This is a genomic window from Sphingobium sp. TomMM7A (genome assembly GCF_055397305.1).
In genome coordinates, this window is sequence record NZ_AP027311.1 from 1,600,769 (window position 1) to 1,625,822 (window position 25,054).

27 protein-coding genes are annotated in these 25,054 nt (G+C 63.4%); 18 read left to right on the plus strand and 9 right to left on the minus strand.

Features of this window, described 5'->3' with window-relative positions:
- Positions 1-56: 56 nt before the first annotated feature.
- Positions 57-548 carry a flagellar motor protein MotB gene (locus ACZ5ZH_RS08105; RefSeq protein WP_464771153.1) on the minus strand — a complete coding sequence of 164 codons (492 nt, stop codon included), beginning with the start codon at positions 546-548 and terminating at the stop codon, positions 57-59.
- Positions 548-1,216: a MotA/TolQ/ExbB proton channel family protein gene (locus ACZ5ZH_RS08110; protein WP_449473856.1), complete on the minus strand. Its 669-nt coding sequence runs from the start codon at positions 1,214-1,216 to the stop codon at positions 548-550. Before ACZ5ZH_RS08110 ends, ACZ5ZH_RS08105 begins: the two co-directional genes overlap by 1 nt.
- 260 nt (positions 1,217-1,476) lie before the next feature.
- Here ACZ5ZH_RS08110 and flgB point away from each other — a divergent pair, with 260 nt between their 5' ends.
- The 13 genes from flgB to ACZ5ZH_RS08175 all read left to right on the plus strand — a co-directional run bounded on the left by flgB (position 1,477) and on the right by ACZ5ZH_RS08175 (position 12,139).
- Positions 1,477-1,848, plus strand: coding sequence for a flagellar basal body rod protein FlgB (gene flgB / locus ACZ5ZH_RS08115; protein WP_464771154.1), 372 nt, complete (start codon positions 1,477-1,479; stop codon positions 1,846-1,848).
- Positions 1,849-1,850: 2 nt separating this feature from the next.
- A complete protein-coding gene (gene flgC, locus ACZ5ZH_RS08120) occupies positions 1,851-2,261 on the plus strand; it encodes a flagellar basal body rod protein FlgC (protein ID WP_449473860.1) in 411 nt (136 codons plus the stop codon).
- On the plus strand, positions 2,258-2,917 hold the full coding sequence (locus ACZ5ZH_RS08125) for a flagellar hook assembly protein FlgD (protein WP_464771155.1): 660 nt from the start codon (positions 2,258-2,260) through the stop codon (positions 2,915-2,917). The genes flgC and ACZ5ZH_RS08125 overlap by 4 nt, the downstream gene beginning before the upstream one ends.
- Positions 2,918-2,959: 42 nt before the next feature.
- Positions 2,960-3,823 (plus strand): flagellar hook-basal body complex protein, encoded by an 864-nt coding sequence (locus tag ACZ5ZH_RS08130; protein ID WP_460986494.1) that lies wholly within the window; start codon positions 2,960-2,962, stop codon positions 3,821-3,823.
- A gap of 117 nt (positions 3,824-3,940) precedes the next feature.
- Positions 3,941-4,684: a flagellar basal body rod protein FlgF gene (locus ACZ5ZH_RS08135; RefSeq protein WP_464771156.1), complete on the plus strand. Its 744-nt coding sequence runs from the start codon at positions 3,941-3,943 to the stop codon at positions 4,682-4,684.
- A 70-nt stretch (positions 4,685-4,754) separates the two neighbouring features.
- Entirely contained in the window at positions 4,755-5,543 is a 789-nt protein-coding gene (gene flgG / locus ACZ5ZH_RS08140) for a flagellar basal-body rod protein FlgG (RefSeq protein WP_449473868.1), read from the plus strand.
- Between the two features lie 173 nt (positions 5,544-5,716).
- The gene (locus ACZ5ZH_RS08145) at positions 5,717-6,331 is read left to right on the plus strand and encodes a flagellar basal body L-ring protein FlgH (protein WP_464771157.1); all 615 of its coding nucleotides are present in this window, start codon (positions 5,717-5,719) and stop codon (positions 6,329-6,331) included.
- Positions 6,331-7,461: a flagellar basal body P-ring protein FlgI gene (locus tag ACZ5ZH_RS08150; protein ID WP_449473871.1), complete on the plus strand. Its 1,131-nt coding sequence runs from the start codon at positions 6,331-6,333 to the stop codon at positions 7,459-7,461. The genes ACZ5ZH_RS08145 and ACZ5ZH_RS08150 overlap by 1 nt, the downstream gene beginning before the upstream one ends.
- Positions 7,461-7,775, plus strand: a complete 315-nt coding sequence (locus ACZ5ZH_RS08155; RefSeq protein ID WP_464771158.1) for a rod-binding protein — start codon at positions 7,461-7,463, stop codon at positions 7,773-7,775. Before ACZ5ZH_RS08150 ends, ACZ5ZH_RS08155 begins: the two co-directional genes overlap by 1 nt.
- Entirely contained in the window at positions 7,772-9,106 is a 1,335-nt protein-coding gene (flgK, locus tag ACZ5ZH_RS08160) for a flagellar hook-associated protein FlgK (RefSeq protein ID WP_464771159.1), read from the plus strand. Before ACZ5ZH_RS08155 ends, flgK begins: the two co-directional genes overlap by 4 nt.
- 12 nt (positions 9,107-9,118) lie before the next feature.
- Positions 9,119-9,964 (plus strand): flagellin, encoded by an 846-nt coding sequence (locus ACZ5ZH_RS08165; protein WP_449473877.1) that lies wholly within the window; start codon positions 9,119-9,121, stop codon positions 9,962-9,964.
- A gap of 255 nt (positions 9,965-10,219) precedes the next feature.
- Positions 10,220-11,083, plus strand: coding sequence for a flagellar motor stator protein MotA (motA, locus tag ACZ5ZH_RS08170; RefSeq protein WP_460986500.1), 864 nt, complete (start codon positions 10,220-10,222; stop codon positions 11,081-11,083).
- A gap of 3 nt (positions 11,084-11,086) precedes the next feature.
- Positions 11,087-12,139 (plus strand): flagellar motor protein MotB, encoded by a 1,053-nt coding sequence (locus ACZ5ZH_RS08175; RefSeq protein ID WP_460986501.1) that lies wholly within the window; start codon positions 11,087-11,089, stop codon positions 12,137-12,139.
- Between the two features lie 161 nt (positions 12,140-12,300).
- Here ACZ5ZH_RS08175 and ACZ5ZH_RS08180 read toward each other — a convergent pair whose 3' ends face one another.
- The 6 genes from ACZ5ZH_RS08180 to ACZ5ZH_RS08205 form a co-directional block, all read right to left on the minus strand.
- Positions 12,301-13,647, minus strand: a complete 1,347-nt coding sequence (locus ACZ5ZH_RS08180; protein WP_464771160.1) for a sensor histidine kinase — start codon at positions 13,645-13,647, stop codon at positions 12,301-12,303.
- On the minus strand, positions 13,644-14,363 hold the full coding sequence (locus tag ACZ5ZH_RS08185; RefSeq protein ID WP_464771161.1) for a response regulator: 720 nt from the start codon (positions 14,361-14,363) through the stop codon (positions 13,644-13,646). Before ACZ5ZH_RS08185 ends, ACZ5ZH_RS08180 begins: the two co-directional genes overlap by 4 nt.
- A gap of 70 nt (positions 14,364-14,433) precedes the next feature.
- Positions 14,434-15,090: an EF-hand domain-containing protein gene (locus ACZ5ZH_RS08190; protein WP_464771162.1), complete on the minus strand. Its 657-nt coding sequence runs from the start codon at positions 15,088-15,090 to the stop codon at positions 14,434-14,436.
- 224 nt (positions 15,091-15,314) lie between these two features.
- The gene (locus ACZ5ZH_RS08195; protein WP_449473889.1) at positions 15,315-16,532 is read right to left on the minus strand and encodes an argininosuccinate synthase; all 1,218 of its coding nucleotides are present in this window, start codon (positions 16,530-16,532) and stop codon (positions 15,315-15,317) included.
- Between the two features lie 310 nt (positions 16,533-16,842).
- Positions 16,843-17,655, minus strand: coding sequence for a hypothetical protein (locus ACZ5ZH_RS08200; protein ID WP_464771163.1), 813 nt, complete (start codon positions 17,653-17,655; stop codon positions 16,843-16,845).
- 335 nt (positions 17,656-17,990) lie between these two features.
- The gene (locus ACZ5ZH_RS08205; protein ID WP_449473893.1) at positions 17,991-18,185 is read right to left on the minus strand and encodes a DUF4169 family protein; all 195 of its coding nucleotides are present in this window, start codon (positions 18,183-18,185) and stop codon (positions 17,991-17,993) included.
- Between the two features lie 219 nt (positions 18,186-18,404).
- On the opposite strand from ACZ5ZH_RS08205, the gene ACZ5ZH_RS08210 reads away from it, so the two are divergent.
- From ACZ5ZH_RS08210 to ACZ5ZH_RS08225, 4 genes are read left to right on the plus strand one after another with little or no spacing between them, the layout of a single operon-like run.
- Positions 18,405-19,601: a hypothetical protein gene (locus ACZ5ZH_RS08210; protein ID WP_460986506.1), complete on the plus strand. Its 1,197-nt coding sequence runs from the start codon at positions 18,405-18,407 to the stop codon at positions 19,599-19,601.
- Between the two features lie 2 nt (positions 19,602-19,603).
- Positions 19,604-20,389, plus strand: a complete 786-nt coding sequence (locus ACZ5ZH_RS08215; protein WP_460986507.1) for a glycosyltransferase family 2 protein — start codon at positions 19,604-19,606, stop codon at positions 20,387-20,389.
- Entirely contained in the window at positions 20,386-21,687 is a 1,302-nt protein-coding gene (locus ACZ5ZH_RS08220; protein WP_464771164.1) for a lipopolysaccharide biosynthesis protein, read from the plus strand. Before ACZ5ZH_RS08215 ends, ACZ5ZH_RS08220 begins: the two co-directional genes overlap by 4 nt.
- A gap of 5 nt (positions 21,688-21,692) precedes the next feature.
- Positions 21,693-22,823, plus strand: coding sequence for a glycosyltransferase family 4 protein (locus tag ACZ5ZH_RS08225; protein ID WP_449474668.1), 1,131 nt, complete (start codon positions 21,693-21,695; stop codon positions 22,821-22,823).
- Here ACZ5ZH_RS08225 and ACZ5ZH_RS08230 read toward each other — a convergent pair.
- Positions 22,747-23,610 (minus strand): glucosamine inositolphosphorylceramide transferase family protein, encoded by an 864-nt coding sequence (locus tag ACZ5ZH_RS08230; RefSeq protein WP_464775166.1) that lies wholly within the window; start codon positions 23,608-23,610, stop codon positions 22,747-22,749. The genes ACZ5ZH_RS08225 and ACZ5ZH_RS08230 overlap by 77 nt on opposite strands.
- 201 nt (positions 23,611-23,811) lie before the next feature.
- On the opposite strand from ACZ5ZH_RS08230, the gene ACZ5ZH_RS08235 reads away from it, so the two are divergent.
- Positions 23,812-24,753, plus strand: coding sequence for a LysR family transcriptional regulator (locus ACZ5ZH_RS08235; protein ID WP_464771167.1), 942 nt, complete (start codon positions 23,812-23,814; stop codon positions 24,751-24,753).
- Positions 24,754-25,054 lie beyond the last annotated feature (301 nt).

A 25,054-nucleotide genomic window follows, 5' to 3' on the forward strand; every position in this document is an offset into this window, starting at 1 on the left:
CCGGATGCAGGCAGATTCATGCCACGCATTAAGCATCCGACATGGCTAACAAGTCGTTAACGCCGCCCGGCGGCTTCACCGATGCGGATCACCTGCCCCTTGCCCGTGCCGCCATCCATCTGATCAAGGCCCCGGATGCGCAGCCGGTCATCGCCCAGCCCTTGCGCCTTCAACTCGCGCGCCACCGCGCCCAGTCGTGCCGCAGCCAGATCCCACGGATCGAACCGCCGCCGCGCTGGATCGGTGCCCAAACTGCTGATGTCGATCCTGCCCGTTCCTCGCCGCAAGCCAGCGCCAACCCTGGCGAGCGCCGCCCCGCCCCGATCGGACAACAAAGCCTCGTCCGGCAGGAACAGCTCCGCCGCGCGCAATTCCATATCCTTGGCAACCGCGCGCCCGCCAAATTGCTGACGCACCTGCGCCAGCATGGCGTCGCGCTTCTGCCCACTCGCCTGAAGCAAGATGAAGAAGCCGAGCAGCAACAACAACAGATCGGCGAAACTCACCGCCCACCGATTACGCCGGGCTTGCGACGCAGCGGCGGTCATCACGCAACCTCGCGGATGGACGCCCGCAGCGTCGTCACATTTTCGCGCCGGGCGATGGCGACCATGCGGGTGACCGCTTCTTTCTGCCATGCCAACTCGCGCTCCGACAGGTCGGCCAGGCGGCTTGCGATCGGAGCGGCGATGACATTGGCGATCACCACGCCATACAAAGTCGTCAGCAGCGCCAGCGCCATGGACGGCCCCAGCGCGGCCGGGTCATCCATCGCCGCGAACATGCCGATCAAGCCCAATATCGTGCCCGCCATGCCCAATGCGGGCGCGGCATCGGCGATCGACAGCCAGACGTTGCGCGCACCGCCATGACGGCGCGCCCGGTCGGCCAGCGCCTGCGCCGCCCAAATCTCGAACTGCTCGGTCTTTTCACTGTTGGCCAAGCGGCGCGCCGCTTCGGCAAGGAAAGGATTGGCCGTTTTCACCCGGTCGGTGCAGGCAAGGCCGCGCAGCTGCGCAACCTGATCGATCTTCAGCAATGCCGCTCGCGCCGTCGCCTGATCCTTGTCCGGATCGGCGCGCAGCAGCGGCACCAATGCCGCGAACCCTCGCCCAATCGCCGGGCCGCCATTCTGAAACAGCGCCACCGCGCCCACGCCCGCAATCATGATGATCAGCGTCAGGGGATCGAAGAGTTGCGCCAAAATCCCGAACATCAACCAATCCCCCATTCACCCGGATCACCTGCGGCAAAGCCTTGCCAGAGACCGGCAAAATCTTGCCGCCCCTGCCGCCGCCTTCACCCGAACCCAAGGATTTCCGCCATTTAAGCGCATGCCGATGCGTCACCCACGCAAATTGGCACGGCTCTTGCGAATACCCGTTCGGATCACCCGCGGTTCACGCCTTCAGGCTTCAGAACGGCGGATGACCCACAACTTTTAGGCCCTCGGGGCAAAAAGACGGAAAGACGGAAATGTCGCTGGAAGACGGACTGTTCGGGATACATGGAAAGGCGCTCGCGCTTCGCTCGCAACGCCTGTCCCTGCTCGCGTCCAACATCGCGAACGCCTCGACCCCCGGGTACAAGGCGCGCGACATCGATTTTGAGTCAGCGCTGAAGGAAGCGACGACGCGCCAGCAGGGCAGCGGAATCGTGGATGTCGGCAAAGCGATCGATGACAGCATGGGCTATCGCGTCCCGCTCCAGCCTAGCCTCGACGGCAACACCGTCGAACTCAGCACCGAACAGACGCTGTTCGCCGAAAACGCCGTCAAATATCGCACGACCCTCTCCTTCCTTGAGGGCCGCATCAACACCGTCACTCGCGCCTTGAAGGGAGAATGAGCATGAGCGGCTCTGGCCCCATGAACGTCTTCGACATCGCCGGCCGCGCCATGAGCGCGCAGCTGGTCCGCCTGAACGCCACCGCCTCCAACATGGCGAACGCGGGCAATGTCACCGGCAGCGAGGCATCCGCCTATCGCGCCATCAAGCCCGTTTTTGAATCGGTCACCGACAAGCCCGGCGTGTCCACGGTGAAGGTCGCCAGCGTCCTCACCACCGACGCCAAGCCGACCAAGCGCCACGACCCCAATCACCCGCTCGCCGACAAGAATGGCGATGTCTGGGAATCGGCCGTGGATAGCAGCGCGGAGCTGGTCGACATGATCGAGACCGCCCGCATGTATCAAAACAACGTGCAGGTGCTGAACACCGCCAAATCGCTGATGCTCGAAACCATAAGGATCGGCAAATGAGCACGACCTCGACCGTCACCGACAGCGCAGGGCTGTCGGCCTATAACCCCTACAAGAATGTCGGCACCGGCAAGGCGGAGATGGGCCAGGCGGATTTCCTGCGCCTGCTCACCGCGCAGATGCAGACGCAGGACCCGTTCGCGCCGATGGATAACGCGCAGATGGTGGCCCAGATGGCGACCATCACCAACTCCAGCGGCATCGCGGAAATGAACCAGACGCTAAAGGGCCTCGCCTCGCAGCTGACAGGTTCGCGCCTGGGCGATGCGGCCAGCTGGATCGGCAAGTCAATGCTGGTGCAAAGCAACATCGTCGCGCCTGACGCCTATGGCCAATATACTGGCCAGGTGACGTTTGCCGACGCAACCAGCGGCGCGAGCGTCGACCTGATGGACGGCAACGGCAATGTGCTGAAGACCATCGACCTTGGCAACCGATCTGCAGGCGACGTCAACTTCTACTGGGACGGCAAGGACGAAGCCGGAAACAGGGTCGCCACCGACGCCCTCAAGATTCGCGTCAACGGCGCAAGCCCGTCGCGTGTCGCCAGCTGGGCCACCATCGCCGCCGTCCAGTCACCCGCTGACGGCAGCGCCTCCAAACTCATCACCGCATTGGGCAGCTACAGCCCGTCAGACGCCATTTCACTCTCCTAACCTTATCACCCACCAAATCCTTTTCACCCAAGGAGCAACGCCATGTCCTTCTACATCTCGCTTTCCGGCCTGAAGGCCGCACAGACCGATCTGGCCACCATCGCCAACAATGTGTCGAACGTGAACTCCACCGCCTTCAAGAAGAGCAAGGCCGTGTTCGGCGACATCTTCGCCGCCGCGCCGATGCAGACCACGACGCAGGTCGCTGGCCAGGGTGCGCGCGTGCAGGGCATCACCCAGCAGTTCACGCAGGGCACGATCGAAGGCACCGACAAGACGCTGGACCTCGCCATCACCGGCGAAGGCTTCTTCACCGTCAAGCGCACCGGCGACAGCCAGGTCAGCTTCACGCGTAACGGCGCATTGTCGCTGACCGAGGACCGCTTCGTGGTCGATACCACCGGCGCCCGCGTTCAGGTCATCCCGGTCGATCCCACCACCGGCTTGCCTTCCGCAGCGACCGCTGCGGGCCTCGCCGCTGGCACCCTGACTTCCGGCGACCTCGCCGACCTTCAGGTCCCCACGAACTGGCCCGCAGGCGGCACCGGCAACCAGCTGAACAGCGTCGGCGTGGGCAAGGATGGGCAGATCACCGGCGTCTATGCCGATGGTTCGACCGTCTATCTCGGCACCACCGCGATGGCGGCTTTCAACAGCCAGGACGGCCTGCGCCAGCAGGGCGACGCGCACTGGACATCAACTTCGGCCAGCGGCGCGCCGCGCTTCGGCACCGGCAACAGCGGCCTTTATGGGTCGGTTCGCTCGGGCGCCCTCGAACGCGCCAACGTGGACATCACGGAAGAACTGGTCGCCCTGATCTCGGCCCAGCGCAACTTCCAGGCGAACTCGAAGGCGATCGAAGCGGCCAACACGCTGTCGACCACCATCGTGAACATGCGCACTTAATAGCAAGGCGCAGGGATGCTCACGCATCCGCGCCTTGGCTAAGCTCAGGCCCCGCGCGGGCTTTACCGGGTTCCACAGAACCCGGTCAGCCCGCCGCGTTAGAATCAGGACAGACCCATGGACCGGCTCGTCAACACGGCACTCACCGCAATGCGCGGCGCGATGGCGCGGCAGGCGTCGATCTCCAACAACCTCGCGAACGTCAACACGGTTGGCTTCCGGGCGGAGATCGCCAATGCAGAGACGCGCTGGATCAAGGGCGATGGTTTCGACACGCGGGCGCAAGCGTCCGAACAGGTGATCGCCGCCGACATGGCGCAGGGCGCGGTCGTCGAAACCGGCAATCCGCTGGACGTGGCCATGAACGGCGATGCACTGCTCGCCGTTCAGGCCGCGGACGGCAGCGAAGCCTATACGCGCCGCGGCGACCTCAAACTGTCGGACAGCGGCCTCCTCACGACCGGCGACGGGCTTCCCGTGCTGGGCGAAGGCGGCCCCATCACCCTGCCGCAGATGGACAGCGTCTCCATCTCGCAGGATGGCAGCATCTGGGGCGTGCCGCAGGGCGGCGACCCGGCAAACCCGCAGCGCGTCGATGGATTGAAGCTCGTCCGCCCCGTCGGCTCCAGCATCGCCAAGGGCACCGACGGCCTTTTCCGCGAAACCAATGGCGGCGTCCTGCCGACTGATCCGCTGGCGACCGTTACCGGCGGTTCGATCGAAGGCTCCAACGTCAACGCGACCTCAGCACTGGTCGACATGATCGAAGCCAGCCGGGCGTGGGAAACGCAGGTGAAACTGATCGACACCGCCAAGCAGCTCGACGACGGCGGCGCGTCTCTCATGCGGCTTGATGGTTAATTTGGCACGAACCTTGCTTTTCGTTGAGCATAGCCATTGGGCAAGCCTGACGGCATCACGGAGTTAGACCATGACCAACGCAGCCCTTCACGTCGCCCGCACCGGCCTCGACGCGCAGAACACGAAGATGCGCGTGATCGCCAACAACCTGGCGAACGTCAACACGACCGCCTTCAAGCGCGACCGCGCCGATTTCGAAACGCTCGCCTACCAGCAGATGGTGGCCGCAGGCGCCAATTCGGACAGCGAAAACAAATTCGCGACCGGCCTCAACCTCGGCTCCGGTGTCGCGATGCAGGGCACCAGCAAGATCAACACGCAGGGCACGTTGCAGCAGACCGGCAACGCGCTCGACATGGCGATCGAAGGCTCCGGCTTCTTCCAGGTCCAGCGCCCGGACGGCACCACCGCCTACACCCGCGCGGGCAATTTCAGCACCACGGCGGAAGGCGCGATCGTCACCAGCGACGGCCTGCCCCTCATCCCGCAAATCACCGTGCCCCAGGGCGCGACCGGCATCACCATCGGCAATGACGGCACCGTCACCGCGACGCTTCAGGGCCAGACCGAACCGACCCAGCTTGGTCAGGTCGAACTTGCCAGCTTCATGAACCCGGCGGGCCTCCAGCCGATCGGCGGCAACCTGCTGACTGAAAGCGCCGCCAGCGGCACCCCGCAAGTCGGCGTCGCTGGCCTCGATGGTCGCGGCATGATCCGCTCGGGCAACCTTGAAACCTCGAACGTCAATGTCGTCGAGGAATTGGTCGACATGATCGAAACGCAGCGCGCCTATGAGGTGAACAGCAAGATGATCAAGGCGACGGACGAAATGCTCCAGTACGTCAATCAGCAGCTGTGAGCGGACTTATGACTTCCCCCCACACACCGTTCGCCCTGAGCTTGTCGAAGGGCTTCACTTCTTCAAAAAGAAAGGGAAGGGCTTCGACATTCGAACGAGACAAGCGGCTCGTTCGAACAGCCCGAACGGCTGTTTTATTCCTCACGGCAACCGCCCTTGCCGCCACCCCGGCAATGGCCGGCAAAAAGCGCGATGCCGAGCGGCAATTTTTTGCCCCCACCATCGTTGCCGCCCCTGCCGCCCCGGTGGCCAACGGCTCGATCTTTCAGGCATCGATGGGCTACACCCCGCTCACCAGCGGCGCGCGGGCGCAGAGCGTCGGCGACATTATCACCATCGTGCTGGTCGAACGCACGCAGGCGACCAAGACAAATTCGGCCGACACCAGCCGCAGCGGCAGCATCGGCCTGACGCCGCCCAGCACCGGCCCCCTCTCCAAGCTCTTCTCCGCCAGCGACATCGCGGCAAGCGGCGATCAGGGCTTCACGGGCAAGGGCAATGCGACCCAGTCCAATGCGTTGAACGGCGAAATCACCGTGACGATCGCGGCGGTCTATCCCAACGGCACGATGCTGGTGAAGGGTGAAAAGGCGCTGACGCTCAATCGCGGCGACGAGTATATCCAGATCAGCGGCCTCGTCCGTCAGGCGGACATCACGCCCGACAACCGCATCGCGTCCACGCGCGTGGCCGACGCCAAGATCATCTACACCGGCAAGGGCGAAATCGCCCGCGCGAGCCGTCAGGGCTGGCTGCAACGCTTCTTCTCGATGATCAGCCCCTTCTGATGGAGACCGGCAGAGCCATGACCCGCCTGTTCCAATATCTTCTGATCGCGACCGGCTTGGCCCTCGCCAGTCTGGTGACCGTTCCGGCTCATGCCGAACGCATCAAGGATCTCGGCACGTTCCAGGGCGTCCGCCCCAACCAGCTGACCGGCTACGGCATCGTCGTCGGCCTCGCGGGCACGGGCGACGACAGCCTCGATTATGCGACGCAGGGCGTGAAGGGCATGGTCTCGCGCTTCGGCCTGACGCTGCCGCAGGGCATCAACCCCTCGCTCAAAAACGCAGCCGCCGTGCTGGTGACCGCAGACCTTCCCGCCTTCGCCAAGCCCGGCCAGCGCCTCGACGTCACCGTCTCCGCGCTGGGCAAGGCCAAGTCGCTACGCGGCGGCACGCTCATCATGACGCCCCTGCGCGGCGCGGATAACGAAATCTACGCCATGTCGCAGGGCAACCTTGCCGTCGGCGGCCTTGGCGTATCCGGCGCGGATGGCAGCCAGGTATCCGTCAACATCCCCTCGGCTGGCCGCATTCCCGGCGGTGCAACGGTCGAGCGCGCAGTCGCGACGGGCTTCGACACGGCGCCCACCCTCACCTTCAACCTCGCCGAAGCCGACCTTACCACCGCCCTGCGCGTGGCGGACGGCATCAACCGCACCTTTGGCGACAACCGCGCCCGTGCGACCGACGCCGTCTCGGTGAACATCGACGCAGCCCCCGGCGCGACCGACCGCATCATGATGATGGGCATGATCGAGAATATCGAGGTCAAGCCCGCCGACGCACCCGCCAAGGTCATCGTCAACGCCCGCACTGGCACCGTCGTCATCAACGGCGCGGTCAGGATCCATCCGGCCGCCGTCGCGCATGGCAAATTGACCGTCAGCGTCAACGAAAGCCCGCGCATCGTCCAGCCCGCACCCTTCTCGCAAGGGCGCACCGCGATGGAGCCTTCCAGCTCGATTTCGATCGATCAGGAAAAGAAACCAATGATTAATTTTAAAGGTGGAGCATCGCTGGCCGATATAGTGAAGGCGGTGAATGCCATTGGAGCCTCTCCCGCCGACATGGTCGCGATCCTCGAAGCCTTGAAGCAGGCAGGCGCGATGAAGGCTGAACTGGTGGTGTTGTGATGCAGATAAACGCGATTTCCACAGGGGTTCAGCCCGCCGCGTCGCCCGAAAAGGCGCAGCTGGAGAAGACCGCCAAGCAGTTCGAGGCAATCTTCCTGCGCCAGATGATCGGCACCATGCGCCAGTCGGGCGGCGGCGAAGGCATCTTCGATTCCAGCACGACCGAACAGTTTCGCGACATGTCCGACGCGCGCACCGCCGACACGATGGCGGAAAAGGGCGCACTCGGCATCGCCGACATGCTGCTGCGCCAATATGAAAGCCGCATGCCGAAAGCCCCCACCGCTCCGGTAACACCGGATAAGGGCGCATGAGCGATCTCTTCATCATCGGCGCCTCAGGCACGAAAGCCTACCGCCAGGCGATGGCCGCGATCTCGGAAAATATCGCGAACGCCAGCACGGAAGGCTATTCGCGCCGGTCGCTGACGACCGTTGAGTCCGGTTCGTCCACGGCGACGATGGCGACCTACATCGCCCGCGCCAATTTCGGCGGCACCGAAGTGTCGGGCGTCGCCCGCGCCGCCGATCCCTATCTGGATGCCGCCGTCCGCTCCAGCGGGATGGCGCTTAGCAGTTCTACGGCGCGGCTGCGCTGGATGACCGATCTGGAAGGCGCGCTCAACGACACGGATACCGGCATCGGCAAGCTGATGACGGGCATGTACCAGAATATCGACAAGCTCGCCGCCAGCCCCAGCGACCGATCGCTGCGCGTTACCACACTCGACAGCATCAACCGGGTTGCCGAGGCATTCCAGCGCACCTCGGCCGACCTCTCGCAGGTGTCCAGTGGCATCGCCACCGAAGCGACCGCGTCTGTCGAAACCATCAACCGGTCGCTGTCGCAACTGGCGGGCATCAACAACAGCCTGCTTCGCGCGCAGCCCGGCACGTCGGCCTATGCGCAGCTGCTCGACGGCCGCGACGCGGCGCTGAACACATTGTCGGCCAATCTCAATGTCGACATCAGCTTCGGCGCGCATGACGTGGCGACGATCAACTATAATGGCACGACGATCGTGCAGGGCGACAATGCGACCGCGCTGACGCTGACCGTCAATGCCAATGGCACGCTGGCGCTCGCCACCGCCGGCGGCACGGCACTGCCCGCACCGTCCAATGGGACGCTCGGCGGCCTCTTTTCCTCGGCCGACATAACGGCGCAGCGCCGCACCAGCCTGGACACGCTGGCGCAGCAGTTCGTGACGGACGTGAACAACTGGCACGCGCAGGGCCGTACTGACGCGAACGTGGCGGGCGCAGCGCTCCTCTCCGGCACGACAGCGGCGAGCGTCACCGCGCTCATAACCGATCCCGCCGCGCTGGCGACCAAATCCACGGACGGAAGGCTCAACGGCAACTTGCTGGACGCGGGCACCGTCCTGCGCGGCAATGGCAGCGTCGAACAGGGGTGGACGTCGATCATCGCGACGCAGGCGAATTTGCTCTCCTCCATCAAGGCCGAACAGACGACGGCCCAGGGCCGCAGTGATCAGGCGATCGCCGCGCGCGAAGCGGTCAGCGGCGTCGATCTCGACATGGAAGCGGCCGAACTGCTCCGGTTGCAGCAGGCCTATTCCGGCTCGGCGAAAATCCTTCAGATCGCGAAGGAAACCGTCGACGCCATTCTGCAGATCATTTGAAAGGGCTGACCCATGGTAGGCATCACCAACAAGACGCTGATCGCCGAAATCCGTCGTCAGCAGACATTGTCTCAGGGCATCATCGAAGGGCAGACCGCCATTTCGACCGGCATCACACTGAACAAGCCATCGGACAATTCCCTGGCTTGGGTGCAGGTGTCCGAAATCGGCAAGGAGCAGGCACAGCAATCGGCCTGGCAGGCCAATGTCAGCTATGGCACCGGCCGCGCGGCCAACGCCGAATCTAATCTGGACGAAATCAACACCCTGCTCATCAGCGCGCAGGAACTGGTGACCTCTGCCCGCAACGGATCGCTCAACGACGCGCAGCGCACCGCGATCTTTGAAGATGTGAAGGGCATTCGCGAGGCCATCGGCTCGCTGCTTAATCAGACCGACTATCAGGGCGTGCCGGTATTCGACGACACGCAGAGCGTGCTGGTTCCGGTGAGCCGCGGGCTCAATCTGGCAGTGGTCGGCACCCGGCAGGAGGTTTCGGAAGGGATCGACGTCGGCGGAACGCCCATGACGCTGGACGGCATATTGAGCCAGGCACTCACCGCCTTGCAGGGCGGCACCGACGCTGACCTCCAATCGGCGCTGTCCGCGATCAAGGCGGGGCAGAGCCACGTCACCATCGAACAGGCGAAGCAAGGCGTCCGTAGCGACCGGCTGGACGTGACCGGCAACCGGCTGACCAGCGTCGATCTGGACCTGAAGGAACGCCGTCAGGGCCTCGAATCGACCGACCTGTCCGAAGTCATATCGTCGGTTAAGAGCAAGCTACTCCAGCTCGAAGCCGCTCAGTCCGCCTTCGCACGCATCAACCAGCAGACGCTGTTCGACCTGATCCGCTAATTCAGGCTGCGGCGCCCGCTTTTACGCGCAGCCCCACCACTCCGTCATCCCAGCGGAAGCTGGGATCTCAGGATAGTGCGCGCAACCCGGCCCAAGATCCCAGCTTACGCTGGGATGACGAAGAAGAGGCGGATTTGGTGCAAAAAACCTCCCATCCTAAACCTCCCGCTAACCATTGGGCGTTAACCATCTGACGAAAGCGCATCGTGCGCTGTCAGGTGAAAGCCCAGCGGGCAGAATTTTTCAGGGGTACTCATGTTCGCACTCATTGGCCTGGTCGTGCTGCTCGTCATGGTATTTGGCGGCTTCATCTTCACGGGTGGCGACATCGGTCCCGTTCTCCACGCCCTGCCCCATGAAATGCTCATCATCGGCGGCGCCGCTGTCGGCGCGCTGATCATCGGCAATTCGGGCGCGGACCTGAAGGCGCTGGGCGGCGGCGTTGGCAAGGTGTTCAAAGGCCCCAAATATAAGAAGCAGGATTTTCTCGACTGCATCTTCCTCGTCTCCCGCCTGATGAAGACGCTGCGCGTCGAAGGCCCTGTGGCGCTGGAGCCGCATATCGAGGACCCTGCCAGCTCGACGATCTTTTCCGAATATCCCCGCCTGATGGCTGACAAGACGCTGATCCACCTGATGAGCGACACGCTGCGTCTGGTGGTCGTGTCCTCGGGTACGCTCGATCCGCATGCGGTCGAAGAGGTCATGGATAACGCGCTCAAAACGCACCACCACGAAGCGTTGAAGCCCGCCGACAATCTTCAGGGTCTGGCTGACGCCCTCCCCGCCCTCGGCATCGTCGCGGCGGTTCTGGGCGTTGTGAAGACCATGGGCTCGATCGACCAGCCCCCGGCAATCCTGGGCGGCATGATCGGTTCGGCGCTCGTCGGCACCTTCCTCGGCGTGTTGCTCGCCTATGGCATGGTCGGTCCCTTCGCCAATCGCTGCCGCGCGGTGATCGAGGCGGATGGCTCCATGTACCATGTCGTCAAGCAGATCATCATCGCCTCGCTCCATGGCCACCCCCAGCCGCTCGTCATCGAAGCGGCGCGCTCCAGCCTGACCCATGCGAACCAGCCGGCCTTCGCCGAAGTGTTCGACGGCATGCGGGGCAAATAAGCCATGGCCGAAAAGAAGCGCGGCGGGAACGAGCCCGAACCCCGGCCGATCATCGTCAAGAAGATCATCGTCGATGGTCATGGCGGCCATCATGGCGGCGCGTGGAAGGTCGCCTATGCCGACTTCGTGACGGCAATGATGGCCTTCTTCCTGCTGATGTGGCTGCTCGGCGCAACCACCGAAAAGCAGCGCAAGGGTCTCGCCGACTATTTCACGCCGACGCTGGTCGAACTGAAAATGTCCTCGGCTGGTTCAAGCGGCCTGTTCGGCGGCGACTCCATGGTCAGCAAGGAAAATTATCCCACGACCGGCGGTCAGGGCAACCTCGCCATCACCATCCCGCGCGACGCGACCGGCACCAAGGATCAGGGCGGCAAGGCCACCCGCGCCGCCGATCGCGCCAAGTTCGAGGCGGTGAAGAAGGAACTGGAAGCGCGCATGGCCCGCAAGAAGGGCATGGACAAGCTGCGCCGCAACGTCCGCTTCACCGAAACGCGCGAAGGGCTGCGCATCGACCTGATCGATGAATCCAATTTCGCGATGTTCGCCATGGGCACCGACAATCTGCTGCCTCAAGCGCGCGATCTGGTCAGCGAAGTCGCCGGGGTCGTGCGCGGCATGCCCAATCCGCTGATCGTGCGCGGCCATACCGACGGCCTGCCCTATAGCTCGGGCCAGAGCATGAATAACTGGATGCTATCCTCCGCCCGCGCCGAAGCCACGCGCAAGACGCTGGCGGCCAGCGGCATCGGCAACGACCGCTTCGCCCGCATCGAAGGCGTCGCCGACCGCGAACCCTTCGCCAAGGGCAATGTCTACGACCCGCGCAACCGCCGCATGTCGATCATTCTCGGCTGGACCCGTGGCAGCGACAGCAGCGACGACGAGGCGCCGGACGAGGCGACCAAGGCCGCTATCAAGGAACGCGACAACCCGGCACGGATAGCTCGCGAAGAGGTGACCAGGATCGACATGGGCGGCACGGGATTGCCTAGCGGGGTCCAGTTGCTTAACCCAACCGCCCCCGGCACCTCGAGCAAACCGGGTAAGCACTGATCGAAGCAGAACTTCTCCTTCTCCCTCTCTCCTTCAGGGGAGAGGGCCGGGGAGAGGGGAGCAACGGGAGATCAATATCGGTCCCCTCTCCCGCCTTCGCTACGCTCGGCACCCTCTCCCCTAAAGGGGAGAGGGAAATTCGTATCTGCCACCATCCCCGCTCAAACCGGCAACACCAAACTCGCCTCCAACCCGCCACCAGCCCGGTTCACCAGCCTCAGCGCGCCGCCATGCTCCGCCATGATCGCCCGCACCAGCGCTAGCCCTAGTCCAGCCCCGCCGGTCTCCCGGTTCCGCGACCCCTCCAGCCGCGTAAACGGCTCCATCATCTCCTCCATCCGATCCTCGCTGATACCCGGCCCATCATCCGCCACGACGATCCGGATCGCGCCATCCTCGCGCACCACGGACACATGCGCCCGCTCGCCATAAACGATCGCATTTTCGATCAAATTACGCAGCGCCCGCCTGATCTGCTGCGGCCTCACCGAAGCCACCGCCCGCGCACTATCCGCCATCTCCGCAGGCGAACCCAGCTCTATGAAATCCTCCACCACCGCATCGGCCAGCGCGGAAAGATCAACCTTCTGCGCCGCCTCTGTGCTCCGCCCCGCCCGCGCCAGCGACAGGATATCCTCGAGCATCCGGTTCATCTCGTCGATGGTCTGCGACATGCGCGCCCGCTCGCCCTCATCCTCCACCGACTCCGCCCGCACCCGCAGCGACGCCAGCGGCGTGCGCAAATCATGGCCGATCGCGCCGAGCATCCGGTCCTTTTCATCAAGCATCGCAAAGATCCGGCCGCGCATCGCATTAAAGGCAGTGGTCAGCTCCCGCACATCGCCCGGCCCACGCTCCTCCACCGCATCGGCCGATCCCGTGCGCGCGAACTGCTGCGCCGACCGCGTCAACTGCCCCAAAGGCCGCGCCAGCCGTCGCCCGACCCACAGCAGCGGCAGCAGCACGATCACATAAAGGGTCAGCGTCTGCCAGGCGAGCCAGCCGCCAAAGCGCGGCGCCCGGTTGCCCGCCCGCGTCTGGGTCACGACCCATTGTCCGGGGGCATATTCGGCCGCCATCGTCAGCCGCCCGCCGCGCGCCGCGCCACGCATGTCGTCCATGGCGCGCATCCTGACGCTGTCGATCCGGCGCATCGGCGGCGGCCGGTCCTGCTCGATCACCCGCACCGATCGCACGGGCAGCCCCACATCCGCGAACATCGCCAGCGCACGCCGCTCGACCTCGGGCCGCCGCTCGCCCGTCAACGTCGGCGCAGCATCAAAGAAGCGCGCCCTCGGCGGCCGGTTGCGCGCAGGCGTCTCACCCCGGCTGTCCAGCGCATCGACGATACGATAGACGCCCGGCGCCGTCTGCGCGGTCAGCGTCAACCTATTACGCTCCCGCAGCAGCAGCCCGAAATTGATCGCCTGCGCCACGAACAGCGCGATCGCCACCAGGACGATGATCTGCCCGACCAGGCTCTGCGGCCAAAGGCGAAAGCGCCTCACAGCTTCCTCACATCGGCGGACAACGTATAGCCGCCGCCCCACACCGTCTTGATCAGCGTCGGATTCTTGGGATCAGGCTCGATCTTCTTGCGGAGCCGACTGATCTGATTGTCGATCGCCCGGTCGAACGCGTTGGCCTCGCGTCCCTGCGTGATGTCGAGCAACTGGTCACGGCTCAGCACCTGATTGGGCCGCGTCGCAAAGGCCATCATCAGATTATATTCGGCGGTCGACAGCGGCAGCGCCACGCCTTCCTGATCCACCAGCACCCGCTCCTGCGTCTTGAGCAGCCAACCCGCAAAGGCATAGGTCGCCCCATCAGGCGCCGTCACCCGCTGGCCACCCGTCGCCACGCGCCTAAAGATCACCTTGATCCGCGCCACCAGTTCGCGCGGGGAAAAGGGCTTCAGCACATAATCGTCCGCCCCCATCTCCAGCCCGACGATCCGGTCGGTCTCTTCCGACTTGGCGGTCAGCAGGATGACGGGAATCTCGCTCGTCTCGCGAATATGGCGGCACAGCGACAGCCCATCCTCGCCCGGCATCATGATGTCCAGGATCACAAGGTCGATCGCATTGGCATTGAGCCGCACCCGCGCCTCCGCCGCGCTTTCGACGGCAGTCACACGGAATCCGTTGCGCGACAAATATTGCGCCAACGGCTCGCGGATCGAACGCTCGTCATCAACGAGCAGCAGATGGGGTTTTTCACTCATAAGGAATATCTGTCACGACTATCAGCAGCTTGGAAGGGTGAAGGACGCCGCCTCCACCCTTCCCCTATGATCAGTTCTTCGGCGCGGCGTCCGCCCCGCGACGGGCCTGCCATGCTTCACGCATCGCCTGACGGGCCGCCTTCATCTCATCCGCCGTCACAAAGCCGTCCTTGTTGCTATCGGCCTTGTCGAACATCGCGATCGGCCGGGCCATGAACTCGGCGCGGGTGAGGACGCCGTCCTTCATCGCCTCGCCACCTCGGCCGCCACGTCCATGAAACATTCTGCCGCCGTCAAAGCCGTGATGACCGCGCCCGCCAAAGCGGTGGCCTTCACGCCCGTCACGCCCCTCGCGATCGCCATCCCCGCGACCCCAGCGGCCCTGATGCCCGGCCGCGAACTCGGCCTTGCTGATCTGGCCGTTGCGGTCGGTGTCCAACGCGGCAAAGCGCTGGTCAAGCCGCGCCTGACGGCTGATCTCCCGATCTTCCTTCGTCAGCTTGCCGTCGTGATTGGCGTCCATCTTCGCGAACCGCGCATCAAGCGCTGCGGTCAGTTCAGCCTTGCTGATCTTCCCGTCCTTGTTCGCGTCGGCCATAGCCATCATGCCGCCATGACGGCCGCCGGGGCCACCATCGCCCGGCTGCGCCAGCGCCAGATGCGAAGCGGCCAGCCCACCGACGAACAGCGCGCCGACAGCAGCGGTGCCCAAAAATTTGCGAATCATCTCGTCTCTTCCTTCCAAGGGGTCACGAACGGCCATCGCCGCTCCTGAAACCCCTTATGAGGAAGACTTGTCCCGCAAACTTGTCATGTCACGGGCTAAATTGTCGCAATATGTAACGAGGGCGAGCCTCCCCCCACCCCCGTCATCCCAGCGCAAGCTGGGATCTCAGGAGGCGAGGCGCCAGGCCGCATAAGATCCCAGCTTGCGCTGGGATGACGAGTTCGTCAGCCGTCCCGCCGCCCCAGCAACCGCAGACGCAGCGCATTCAGCTTGATAAAGCCCGCCGCATCGCGCTGATCATAGGCGCCCGCATCATCCTCGAACGTGACAACCTTCTCGCTGTAGAGCGAATAAGGCGATTTCCGCCCAACGACCTGAACGCCGCCCTTGTACAGCTTCAGCCGAACAGTGCCCGTCACCTTCTCCTGGCTATGGTCGATCGCCGCCTGCAACATCTCACGCTCGGGCGAGAACCAGAAACCGTTATAGATCAGCTCGGCATATTTGGGCGCCAGCTCATCCTTCAGATGCGCCGCGCCGCGATCCAGCGTCAGCTGCTCGATACCGCGATGGGCAAGGTGATAGATGGTGCCGCCCGGCGTTTCATACATGCCGCGCGACTTCATGCCGACGAAGCGGTTCTCCACCAGATCGAGCCGGCCGATGCCATGCTTGCGGCCATATTCGTTCAGCGTTTCGAGCAGCGTCGCCGGGCTCATGCCCACGCCATTGATCGCCACGCCGTCGCCACGTTCGAAATCGACCGTGATATATTCCGGCGCGTCCGGCGCGTCCTCCGGGTTCACCGTACGCGAGAAGACATAGTCCGGCACTTCTTCCCACGGATCTTCCAGCACTTTGCCTTCGGAAGAGGTGTGCAGCATGTTCGCGTCAGTCGAAAACGGGCTTTCGCCACGCTTGTCGCGCGGGATCGGAATCTGATGCTGCTCGGCGAACTCAATGAGCTTGGTGCGGCTGGCCAGATCCCATTCCCGCCAGGGTGCGATGACCTTGATGTCGGGCGACAGCGCATAATAGCCCAGCTCGAACCGCACCTGATCATTGCCCTTGCCGGTCGCGCCATGGCTGACGGCATCCGCGCCGACCATCTTCGCAATCTCGATCTGCCGCTTGGCGATCAGCGGGCGGGCGATCGACGTGCCCAGCAGATACAGCCCCTCATACATCGCGTTCCCGCGCATCATGGGGAAGACATAGTCCTTCACAAACTCTTCGCGCAGGTCGTCGATGAAGATATGTTCATCCTTGACGCCCATCAGCTTGGCCTTCTGCCGCGCAGGCTCCAGCTCCTCGCCCTGCCCCAGATCGGCGGTAAAGGTCACGACCTCACACTGGTAGGTCTGCTGCAACCATTTCAGGATCACGCTGGTGTCGAGCCCTCCCGAGAAGGCAAGGACAATGCGGTTGATCTTATCGGACATGGGTGGAGCGACCTTCCTTCAAACTTGGCCTGCAAAACTGGCGCGAAATTACCGGCGCGCCGGTATCAGGGGTCGGCCCCAAGTGCAACCGAATCGACGTGCGCAGGTCATGCAAACGGGGCGGCACCGTGCGATGCCGCCCCAGTCTGGCTGATTGTCCGGTGACTTAGGACCAATCGACATTCAGTTCTGGCGGTCTGCAAATGGCGGTTGTCCGCGCTTCCGGTGCTCACGTACTTTGAGTACGCTGCGCTCCGGGTCACGGAAAACCACCATTTTCGACACGCCATCTCCTGAATGTCGATCGGCCCTAGCGCGTTTGCGGCTTGAATGTCATCCGGCGATTCCGATCCGCGCCCATCCGATAGACAGTCTGCACCTGCGGTTCGGCATGGATGGTCTGTGGCGGCACATGGGCGGGCGCATCGGCAAAGGATGCTCGCTCGCCCTTCTCCTGCTGCGCGAGCAGGAATCGCGCCCGGGCCAACCGCTTGCGGTGCGTGCGGAAAGGATTCTCCGCGCTCGGGGCGGCGGCGACCATCGCCTCCAGACTGGAGCCGTAAGCAGCCCCGGCCGCAAGGGGCGCGCGCATCGGCGCACGCACGACGGCAGGCTCGACCACCGGCCCCCGCTCCATGAAGGTGGGCGCAACCGCGACAGGCTTTTCGACAAGCGGCTCCGCCGAGGCAGCCAAAACCTCCTCTTCCTCGACTTCTGCAACGTTACGGCGACGACGAACGGCGGCAGCCCCGCCGAGCCCCGCAAGCAGCAGCACGCCACCGCCCAAGGCCCACAGGAGCGATTCCTTTGTGCCAGCATCGGCAGCGCCGACATCGCGCGCCTCAGCGGCAGGCGGTGTGGCGGGCACAGCTTCGTTCACCGCAGGCGCCGGACCAACGGCGGCCTCACGCTCGGGCGCTGTCGCCATAGGCCGGGCCTCCGCCCGTTCAACCGCCGGCGCAGCAGCAGGCCGCTCAACTTGCGCCCGCGGCGCAGTTCGAACCGGCGTGGAAGCCGTCCGCGCGTTTGGCCGACTAGCAGCAGGTTTCACCGCCGCCTCGGCTTCCGAAGCAGCCACCGCAGCATCCAGCCGTTCCTCAACCGAAGCGGTCGGCTGGACCATCGGCTGCGGGACCGACGCAGCAGGAGCTGCAACCGGCGGCGGCACGACAACAGGCGGCGAAACCGCATCAGGAACAGTTTCCTGCGCGAAAGAACAGGTTGAACCAAGGGCTAGAACAGCGGCAATCGCGGCACCAGCCGGGCGAGCAGATTGAATATATCCTCTCATAGCCCAAGCTGAACCAACGAACTTTTCAATTGACCGCAGACATGGTCACGGATTCACGATGAGTTGATTTTCCAAAGAGACGAATTGTTGCAGGGGGGCGCGAGATGAACATCCATTCATCTCGTTAGAGCTAAAAAACCTTGAAAGACTGCTTGCCGTCCCAACCGCTATTCAACCGGGTCGACGTCACCATCCCGTCGGCTACCGTCCAACAGCCGATCCTGCCGCGCCTCCTCGATCCGCCGCACCTCACGCTCAGCCTTAGTCTGGCCGAACTTCGCCCGATTTGCAGCCGCCACCTGCTCCTTATCCTTCCGCACCTTGGCCTTGCGCGCCTGCCGCAGATTGATGATGTCACCCATAGCTGCTCAAAACCCTATATGTTCGTGCCTTTTGATCTAAACCCCAAGACTAGGCCAGCAACTGCCGACTTGCCAAGACAACGCCCCGACGGCTCCTTCGGAACCCGGCCATGGCATCTTGTAAACATGCAGAAACCATCTAAGGGCTCAAATGCGAGGCAGGCCGCTCGGATCGGCAATAAGGGAACTGCTATCTCGCATCTGCTTGGGAGCAGTGGTTTGCGCGTAGGTTTCCTGTTCAATCACGATCAGATACACCAGATTGCCCACAGCCTTCCTGTCGCCATAGCGATGGCCAAAGGCGGTTTCCCTGGCGAGATCATCGTAGCTACGACCAACCCCCGTTTGTCAGCGGAAGTTCGGCGGATCGCCGGGGAATGGCTGGGGACGCGCATCCAGCATGTCGAATTGAAGCTGGCGCCGCGCTCCATGCGCCTGTCCCGAATGTTCGGCCGGTTGGTTCCCGCCTCCAAACTCCTCGTCTATCGCGACAATCTCCCCTTCTTCCGCAGCCTCGACATGCTGATCGTGGCGGAAAAGACATCCCTTCTGCTGAAGTCGCGGTACGGGCTCAAAGACCTTTTCATGGTGCACACCCGACATGGCGCCGGGGACCGCGCCATCGGGTTTGACAAGGCCAGCGCCGGTTTCGATCACGTCCTTTGCTCAGGCGAGAAAATTCGCCGCCGCCTGATAACCGAGGCGCAAGTCGACCCCGCCAGGATCAGCATCGTAGGCTATCCCAAGTTCGACATGGTGCCTCGACAGGGCATAAGCCACCCCCTCAACCGAGGCAGGCCGGTGGTCCTCTATAATCCCCACCCCTCCCCGCATCTGTCATCCTGGTATCGGCATGGCCGGGACATACTCGACTATTTTCGCGAGAGGGACGACCGCGCACTCCTGTTCGCCCCGCACGTCATGCTCTTTGAACGGCCATTCGTAGTGACGATCGACCGCCTGAGCGTGAACCGGGCCGGGACGATCGGGAACCGCTATCTCCATGGGGACAACATCCATGTGGATCTGGGCAGCAAAGCCTCGACCGACATGAGCTATACGATGGCGGCGGACATTTACCTGGGCGATGCCAGCAGTCAGGTCTATGAATTCCTGCTGCGCCCCCGGCCCTGCATCTTCCTGAACAGCCACGGCATCGACTGGGAGGGCGATCCCAATTTCGCGCATTGGCGGGCCGGTGAGGTCATAACCCATCCATCCCAACTGCATGATGCCCTATCCCGCGCGGACCAGTTGCACACCAGCCAATATCGTGAGGTTCAGGAGCAGATGTTCAAGGACAGCTTCGATCTCGACGACCGCCCGTCATCGCAGCGCGCGGCGGAGGTCATCGCGATGCTGGCAGATCGGCGCGGCGCGACCACGGGCAATTTAAAGGCGAGCCAGACGGCGTGACTATGATGCTCACCATTATTCTGCCCTTTTTCAACGAAAAAGGGTGGATTGGCCCGACTGTGGCAAGCCTCGCGGCTCAAAGCGATGACCGTTTCCGCGTCCTGCTGGTCGACAATGGTTCGACCGATGGCGGCGCGGACGAAGGGGCTTCACACGCCGCTGCTCTGGAAGGTCGCTTCGAAATCCTATCCTGTCCGACACCGGGCAAAATCAATGCGATGCAGGCCGGACTTGCGCTTGTGGAAACGCCGCTGGTTACAATCTGCGATGCCGACACCCTCTATCCGCCTGATTACGTCAACCGGATTATCACGTTGTTCGAGAGTGACGATCAGGCAGCGGCCGTTATGGCCATTGATCTTTACAAGCCCCAAGCCGATCCGTGCTCACAGCAGCGCATAGCCTTCATCATGCGAAAGAGCCGCCGCTTTCCGCGCAAATGCCATGCTGGTGGCTATGCTCAGGCATTCCGAACTGCCGCGCTCAGGACCGCTGGCGGCTTCGACACCAAAATCTGGCCGTATGTGCTGGAAGACCATGAAATCATCCATCGTGTAATCCATCACGGCCATATCCTCCATCACCCCCTACATATCTGCTTCCCGTCCGAACGACGCATTTCCCGCAAAAATGTGAGCTGGAATGGCCTGGAGCGGCTCATATATCGATACATGCCCCAATGGGGTATGAACTGGTATTTCTACAGCTTCCTTGGACGCAGGCTTGCCGCTCGCAACAGCTTAGGCATTGCCTTGCGGGAAAAACAATGGTGTTCAGCGGCCAAATGATGGCACCTGCGGGCATTACCAAACGCATCTTCAAAGGCATGGGCCTGGTCCTGGGCGGCAAGGCCGGTGCCGGGATCATCAGCCTTGTTTACCTGATCATCGCGGCTCGGGCACTGGGGCCGCGCGACTATGGGCTGCTCGTCCTGGTCCATGGCTATGTCACGGCGGTCTGCGGCATCATAGAATTTCCAGCTTGGCAAGCCATCGTCCGCTATGGTGCGGAAGCCGGCGAGGAAAGCGCAATGCCCCGTCTAGCGCGACTGCTGCGCTTCGGGACCGCGACAGAGTTGATAGGCGGCGTCGCCGCGATCGTTGCGGCAATGGTGCTCGCGCCCTTTGTCGGGCCGCGCCTGGGCTGGCCGCCAGAAACCGTCGCCTTTGCCATTCCCTACAGCTTTGCCGTGTTGGGCTCCGTTCGCTCCGCCCCGGCTGGCTATCTCCAACTGATCAACCGATTTGACCTGATCGCCTTTCACAATCTGGTGCAGCCTGCGGTTCGCCTGATGGGCGCCAGCCTCGTCTTGTTGTTCGGCTGGGGCCTCAAAGGTTTCCTCGCCGCATGGCTCATCGCCGCGCTGGCGGAATTCGCGGTCCTTTGGGCGATGGGCATCTGGCAGGCCTATCGGCAGCTTGGCCGGGCCTTGTTTCAACCGGGACCGGGGAGCGCCCGCCTGGAAAATCCCGGCATATGGCGGTTCATGATCGCCAGCAATGCCGACATCACCCTCAACGAACTGACCGGACGGATCGCGCCTCTCATCATCGGCTGGGTCCTCGGCCCCGCCATGGCGGGCCTGTTCGCAATCGCTCAACGCGCAACCGTCATTATCGCGCAACCCGCGCAAATCCTGGGCAACACGGCCTATGCCGAACTCGCCAGGATGATAGCGGCTGGCGAAGGCGGCCATTCGCTCCGCAGGACACTGACACGCGTAATCCTCATTGCTCTCGCGGCAGCGGCCCCGGTCGTGTTCATCGTGGCCCTGTTCCCCACCTCGATCATCACGCTGCTCGCCGGTCCCGCCTTTGCCGCAGCGGGCAGTGTCATGATCGTGCTCGTCGCCGCGCGCGCCATAGCGATCGTCGGCCCCCCATGCAGCTCCGCCCTCTCCGCAATGGGCTATCCCGCGCTCTCCATGAGCGCCAATCTCCTTGCCGGGCTCCTTTTTCTGCCCGTCCTTCCCTGGTTACTCCATCAATGGGGACTGATGGGCGCGGGCATTCAGGCCCTCGGGCAAGCATTGTTGGCCAGCGGCCTTCTCGCTGGCCTGACATGGCGCAGGAGCCTCGCGCATTGAGCGCGATGCGGATCGCCTATGTGATCAACTCGGTCGAGGGCGGCGGCGCCTCTCGGCCGGTTCCGGCCATCACGCGCGTCCTGCGTGATCAGGGAGCCACTGTGCGGGTGTTTGCACTCACGCCCCGCGACCGGCGCGGGGCGCCCGCGATGGTCGAAGCGGGCCTCGACCCGCTCATCCGGGAGGGCGGAACGGGCGACCATCTTGCCGCGGCCTTGTGGTTGAAGCGGCAGTTGCAGGATTGGGGCGCGACCCACATCTGGACCTCCCTTTCTCGCGCCACGATCCTCGGCCTCCTGCTTGGGCCAATGCTCGGCCTGCCCGTGATCAGCTGGCAGCACGCCGCTTTCCTGAAGCCATGGAACAGGCGGCTCATGCGGCGGCTGCAAAGCCGGGCGCTCCTTTGGATCGGAGATTCGCGATCCGTCACCGCCCTGACCGCAGAGCGCCTGAACGTGCCTGAAAATCGCCTGATGTGCTGGCCGATTTTCGCGGCCGATCCCGCGCTGCCCCATGCAACGGCCTGGTCCCCCGGCAAGACGCTCCGCATTGGCTCGCTGGGACGGCTCCATCCCGTAAAGGGCTATGATGTCCTGATTGCCGCCTTGGCCAAGCTGAAGTCCGAAGGTTTTTCAGCGCCCTGCCCCTTCGAAATTTCCATCGTGGGCGATGGCGCGGAGCGGGACAGGCTGGAAAGCCTTGCGCGACAGGCCGGAATATCGAACCTGTCCTTTTCCGGCTACACGGCCAGTCCGCAAACCTTCCTCTCGCACCTTCATCTGTATGTTCAGCCGTCCCGTTCCGAAGGTTTCTGCATCGCCGCGCATGAAGCGATGACCGCCGGGCTGCCCGTGATCGCTTCGGCGGTAGGGGAATTGCCCTGGTCAATCGAACAGGGGCAAACCGGCTTTACCGTGCCGCCAGCAAACCCGGACGCGCTGGCCGCCTCCTTGCGCGACATGCTCGGCGACCCAGCGAAGCTAAGCGCGATGGGCGCGCGGGCGCGCGGCGTCATGCTGGATCGTTATTCCTGGGAGAAGTTCGCGGCCACGGGAGCCCTCATCCTCGACCATATCCGCCAAGCATCCGACGAAGATCAAGGGCAAGGCCGCGCAGCGAAGTATCGACGCGTTTGACGTCGAACAATGTGATGTCACCACAGGCGCTCAGCGTGTGCATGCCATCCTGATACGCGCTCGCTGATCCGGGAAGACCCAGCGCATCGCCTGCCTCCGCCTCAAACTCTTTCTCGTTCAGACGCGTGATCCAAAGAGGCCGGATGCCCCCACCATAGGTTGTGGTGCAATCCTGAACGGGCAGCATTATCCTGGCTCCGATCATCACGGGCGTACCGCCAGGACGCGCCGACGCGCGATCGATCCGAACCGGATTGCCCGGATGGGGGGTCCAGGGGCCACATAGACTGTCCGCCCAGGCCACATGAAGGTGCGACTGCTTTGTCGATCGGCTCGTTGCAGGCGAATAGAAAAGCCACCAACGCTGACCGTCGTGGAAAATGCTGGCGTCGACAGCCACGCAGTCGAGTTCGATGTCGCATTCCGCGCGCCAGTCGGTCAGCCCGCCTTTGTCCCGGTACAGGATCAGCCGCCCTGATCGGTGCGCTTCCGGAAGCATCCAGACGGCACCCTCCGCGCTGAATATCTGCGGATAGGAAAGGTGCCAGGGCTCCTTCAGACACGGATGGCGGGAAACCAGTCGCATCTTGTCGTCGAAGACCCTCGCTTCGATCGTGCCATGTCGCGTTCGATAGTCGTAATGCTCCACAAAGACGTGAAGATGACCGGCTTCATCCCGCCATCCAAAGGGGTCTGCGATAAATTGAAAGTCGGGCTCTTCCGCCAACCAGGTGACAGGACCCTCGATACACCCTTTTGACAGGACAATATCGATTGGCTCCGTCACCAATCCACATCTCCAGATATCCTTGCGGCGGGGCATATCGTCGCTATTCCCCCTTCTTGCCGGAATGCCAAGCATGATCTTGCCGATTGAGGATTTTCATCGAAACGGCGATGGGCCTCGCGTCACCCCCAGTTTGACATCGCCTGACCACCGCCAAATATCCCGCTTAACCCCGCGTCCCAATTGCACTATCACCGCCGCATGGCCACGCCTTCCCTGCGTCAACTCGACATTTTTGCGCAGATGGTGGCGGCGGGCAGCATGACGCGCTGCGCCCGCGATCTGGGCGTCCCGGTCGAAGACATCGCGCGCGCAATCGCCTCTTTGGAAATGCGCCTTGGCTATCATCTGTTCGAAGGTCCGCCTGATCATCAGCGGCTGACCGCCGCCGGGCGCAAGACCGCCGAGGCGATGACCCTGTTGTCGCAGGATCAGTCCGACAGCTGGGCGCCGGACGAAATGGCCCCTCCTTCCCCTTCGTCGGTCGTGGCTGAAGCGGCGCCTGCGGAGCCTTCCCCCGCACCAGCGCGGCAGTCGATCACCCTTGCCGCTCCCGCGCCTGTTTTCGGTCATTTTCAGGAAGCGCTCGCCGCGTTTGAGGCCGCGAATGAGGATATCGCGATCACGCTCGACCTCTCCATCCACCTCGCCGATGAGGCGCATGCGGCACTGGAGCAGGGCCGCGTCGATATCGCCTATTTCTACGCGTTGGGGGAACAGACGGGCTTCGCCTCCCGCTATGGCTGGTCGGAACAGATCAACCTTTACGCCGGGGCGGATCATCCGCTCGCCCGGCGCGACATCGTCACGTCCGACGATCTCCGGATCAGCCCCACGCTCGCCATGGAGCCGAATAACGGTCTGCGTCGCATCATCGATGAAGCGCTCGACCGAGAAGGCATCAGCATGGGCGCGCCGGTGCTCGAAACCGACAATATGTTCGATATCATGACCATATTGCGCGAAGGCGCGGGCTGCTTCGCCGCCTTCGGCCCCCTCGCGCGAGACCTCGGCCGCATGAACGGCATCCGCCGCCTCCCCCTCGAACGCCCCCTCCCTTCCATCGAGGTCCGACAAGCCCTGCGCACCCGCGCCGACGCAGACTCGCCTGTGAGTGCGCTCGCGGAATTCCTGTTCCTCTGATCTTTGTTTCCGGGTCCACGATCGATCTTGGTAGTTGGTCGCTAGGCCAGTCGTCGATCGTCGATCCCCAGCAGCCGGGTCTGGCTCCTGTCCCTGCCTCCAGTCCCATATCCCCTGATCACTGATCCCTAGAGCCCGATGATGCCACACTAATCGTCACCCCGGACTTGATCCGGGGTCCCGCTTCGTTTCTTACGCTGTCGACGCAGTGAAGCCCCGGCCGAGCCCCGGAGTGACGGAAATTCAGCCTCAATTCCGATGCTTCCGTGTAACACGATTACGCTCCAATCGCCGGTAATTG

Coding starts and splice junctions, on each gene's coding strand:
- ACZ5ZH_RS08105 (WP_464771153.1), bottom strand. CDS start 548: ATGACCGCCGCTGCGTCGCAAGCCCGGCGTAATCGGTGGGCGGTGAGT.
- ACZ5ZH_RS08110 (WP_449473856.1), bottom strand. CDS start 1,216: ATGTTCGGGATTTTGGCGCAACTCTTCGATCCCCTGACGCTGATCATC.
- flgB (WP_464771154.1), top strand. CDS start 1,477: ATGTCGCTGGAAGACGGACTGTTCGGGATACATGGAAAGGCGCTCGCG.
- flgC (WP_449473860.1), top strand. CDS start 1,851: ATGAGCGGCTCTGGCCCCATGAACGTCTTCGACATCGCCGGCCGCGCC.
- ACZ5ZH_RS08125 (WP_464771155.1), top strand. CDS start 2,258: ATGAGCACGACCTCGACCGTCACCGACAGCGCAGGGCTGTCGGCCTAT.
- ACZ5ZH_RS08130 (WP_460986494.1), top strand. CDS start 2,960: ATGTCCTTCTACATCTCGCTTTCCGGCCTGAAGGCCGCACAGACCGAT.
- ACZ5ZH_RS08135 (WP_464771156.1), top strand. CDS start 3,941: ATGGACCGGCTCGTCAACACGGCACTCACCGCAATGCGCGGCGCGATG.
- flgG (WP_449473868.1), top strand. CDS start 4,755: ATGACCAACGCAGCCCTTCACGTCGCCCGCACCGGCCTCGACGCGCAG.
- ACZ5ZH_RS08145 (WP_464771157.1), top strand. CDS start 5,717: ATGGCCGGCAAAAAGCGCGATGCCGAGCGGCAATTTTTTGCCCCCACC.
- ACZ5ZH_RS08150 (WP_449473871.1), top strand. CDS start 6,331: ATGGAGACCGGCAGAGCCATGACCCGCCTGTTCCAATATCTTCTGATC.
- ACZ5ZH_RS08155 (WP_464771158.1), top strand. CDS start 7,461: ATGCAGATAAACGCGATTTCCACAGGGGTTCAGCCCGCCGCGTCGCCC.
- flgK (WP_464771159.1), top strand. CDS start 7,772: ATGAGCGATCTCTTCATCATCGGCGCCTCAGGCACGAAAGCCTACCGC.
- ACZ5ZH_RS08165 (WP_449473877.1), top strand. CDS start 9,119: ATGGTAGGCATCACCAACAAGACGCTGATCGCCGAAATCCGTCGTCAG.
- motA (WP_460986500.1), top strand. CDS start 10,220: ATGTTCGCACTCATTGGCCTGGTCGTGCTGCTCGTCATGGTATTTGGC.
- ACZ5ZH_RS08175 (WP_460986501.1), top strand. CDS start 11,087: ATGGCCGAAAAGAAGCGCGGCGGGAACGAGCCCGAACCCCGGCCGATC.
- ACZ5ZH_RS08185 (WP_464771161.1), bottom strand. CDS start 14,363: ATGAGTGAAAAACCCCATCTGCTGCTCGTTGATGACGAGCGTTCGATC.
- ACZ5ZH_RS08190 (WP_464771162.1), bottom strand. CDS start 15,090: ATGATTCGCAAATTTTTGGGCACCGCTGCTGTCGGCGCGCTGTTCGTC.
- ACZ5ZH_RS08195 (WP_449473889.1), bottom strand. CDS start 16,532: ATGTCCGATAAGATCAACCGCATTGTCCTTGCCTTCTCGGGAGGGCTC.
- ACZ5ZH_RS08200 (WP_464771163.1), bottom strand. CDS start 17,655: ATGGTCCAGCCGACCGCTTCGGTTGAGGAACGGCTGGATGCTGCGGTG.
- ACZ5ZH_RS08205 (WP_449473893.1), bottom strand. CDS start 18,185: ATGGGTGACATCATCAATCTGCGGCAGGCGCGCAAGGCCAAGGTGCGG.
- ACZ5ZH_RS08215 (WP_460986507.1), top strand. CDS start 19,604: ATGATGCTCACCATTATTCTGCCCTTTTTCAACGAAAAAGGGTGGATT.
- ACZ5ZH_RS08220 (WP_464771164.1), top strand. CDS start 20,386: ATGATGGCACCTGCGGGCATTACCAAACGCATCTTCAAAGGCATGGGC.
- ACZ5ZH_RS08225 (WP_449474668.1), top strand. CDS start 21,693: ATGCGGATCGCCTATGTGATCAACTCGGTCGAGGGCGGCGGCGCCTCT.
- ACZ5ZH_RS08235 (WP_464771167.1), top strand. CDS start 23,812: ATGGCCACGCCTTCCCTGCGTCAACTCGACATTTTTGCGCAGATGGTG.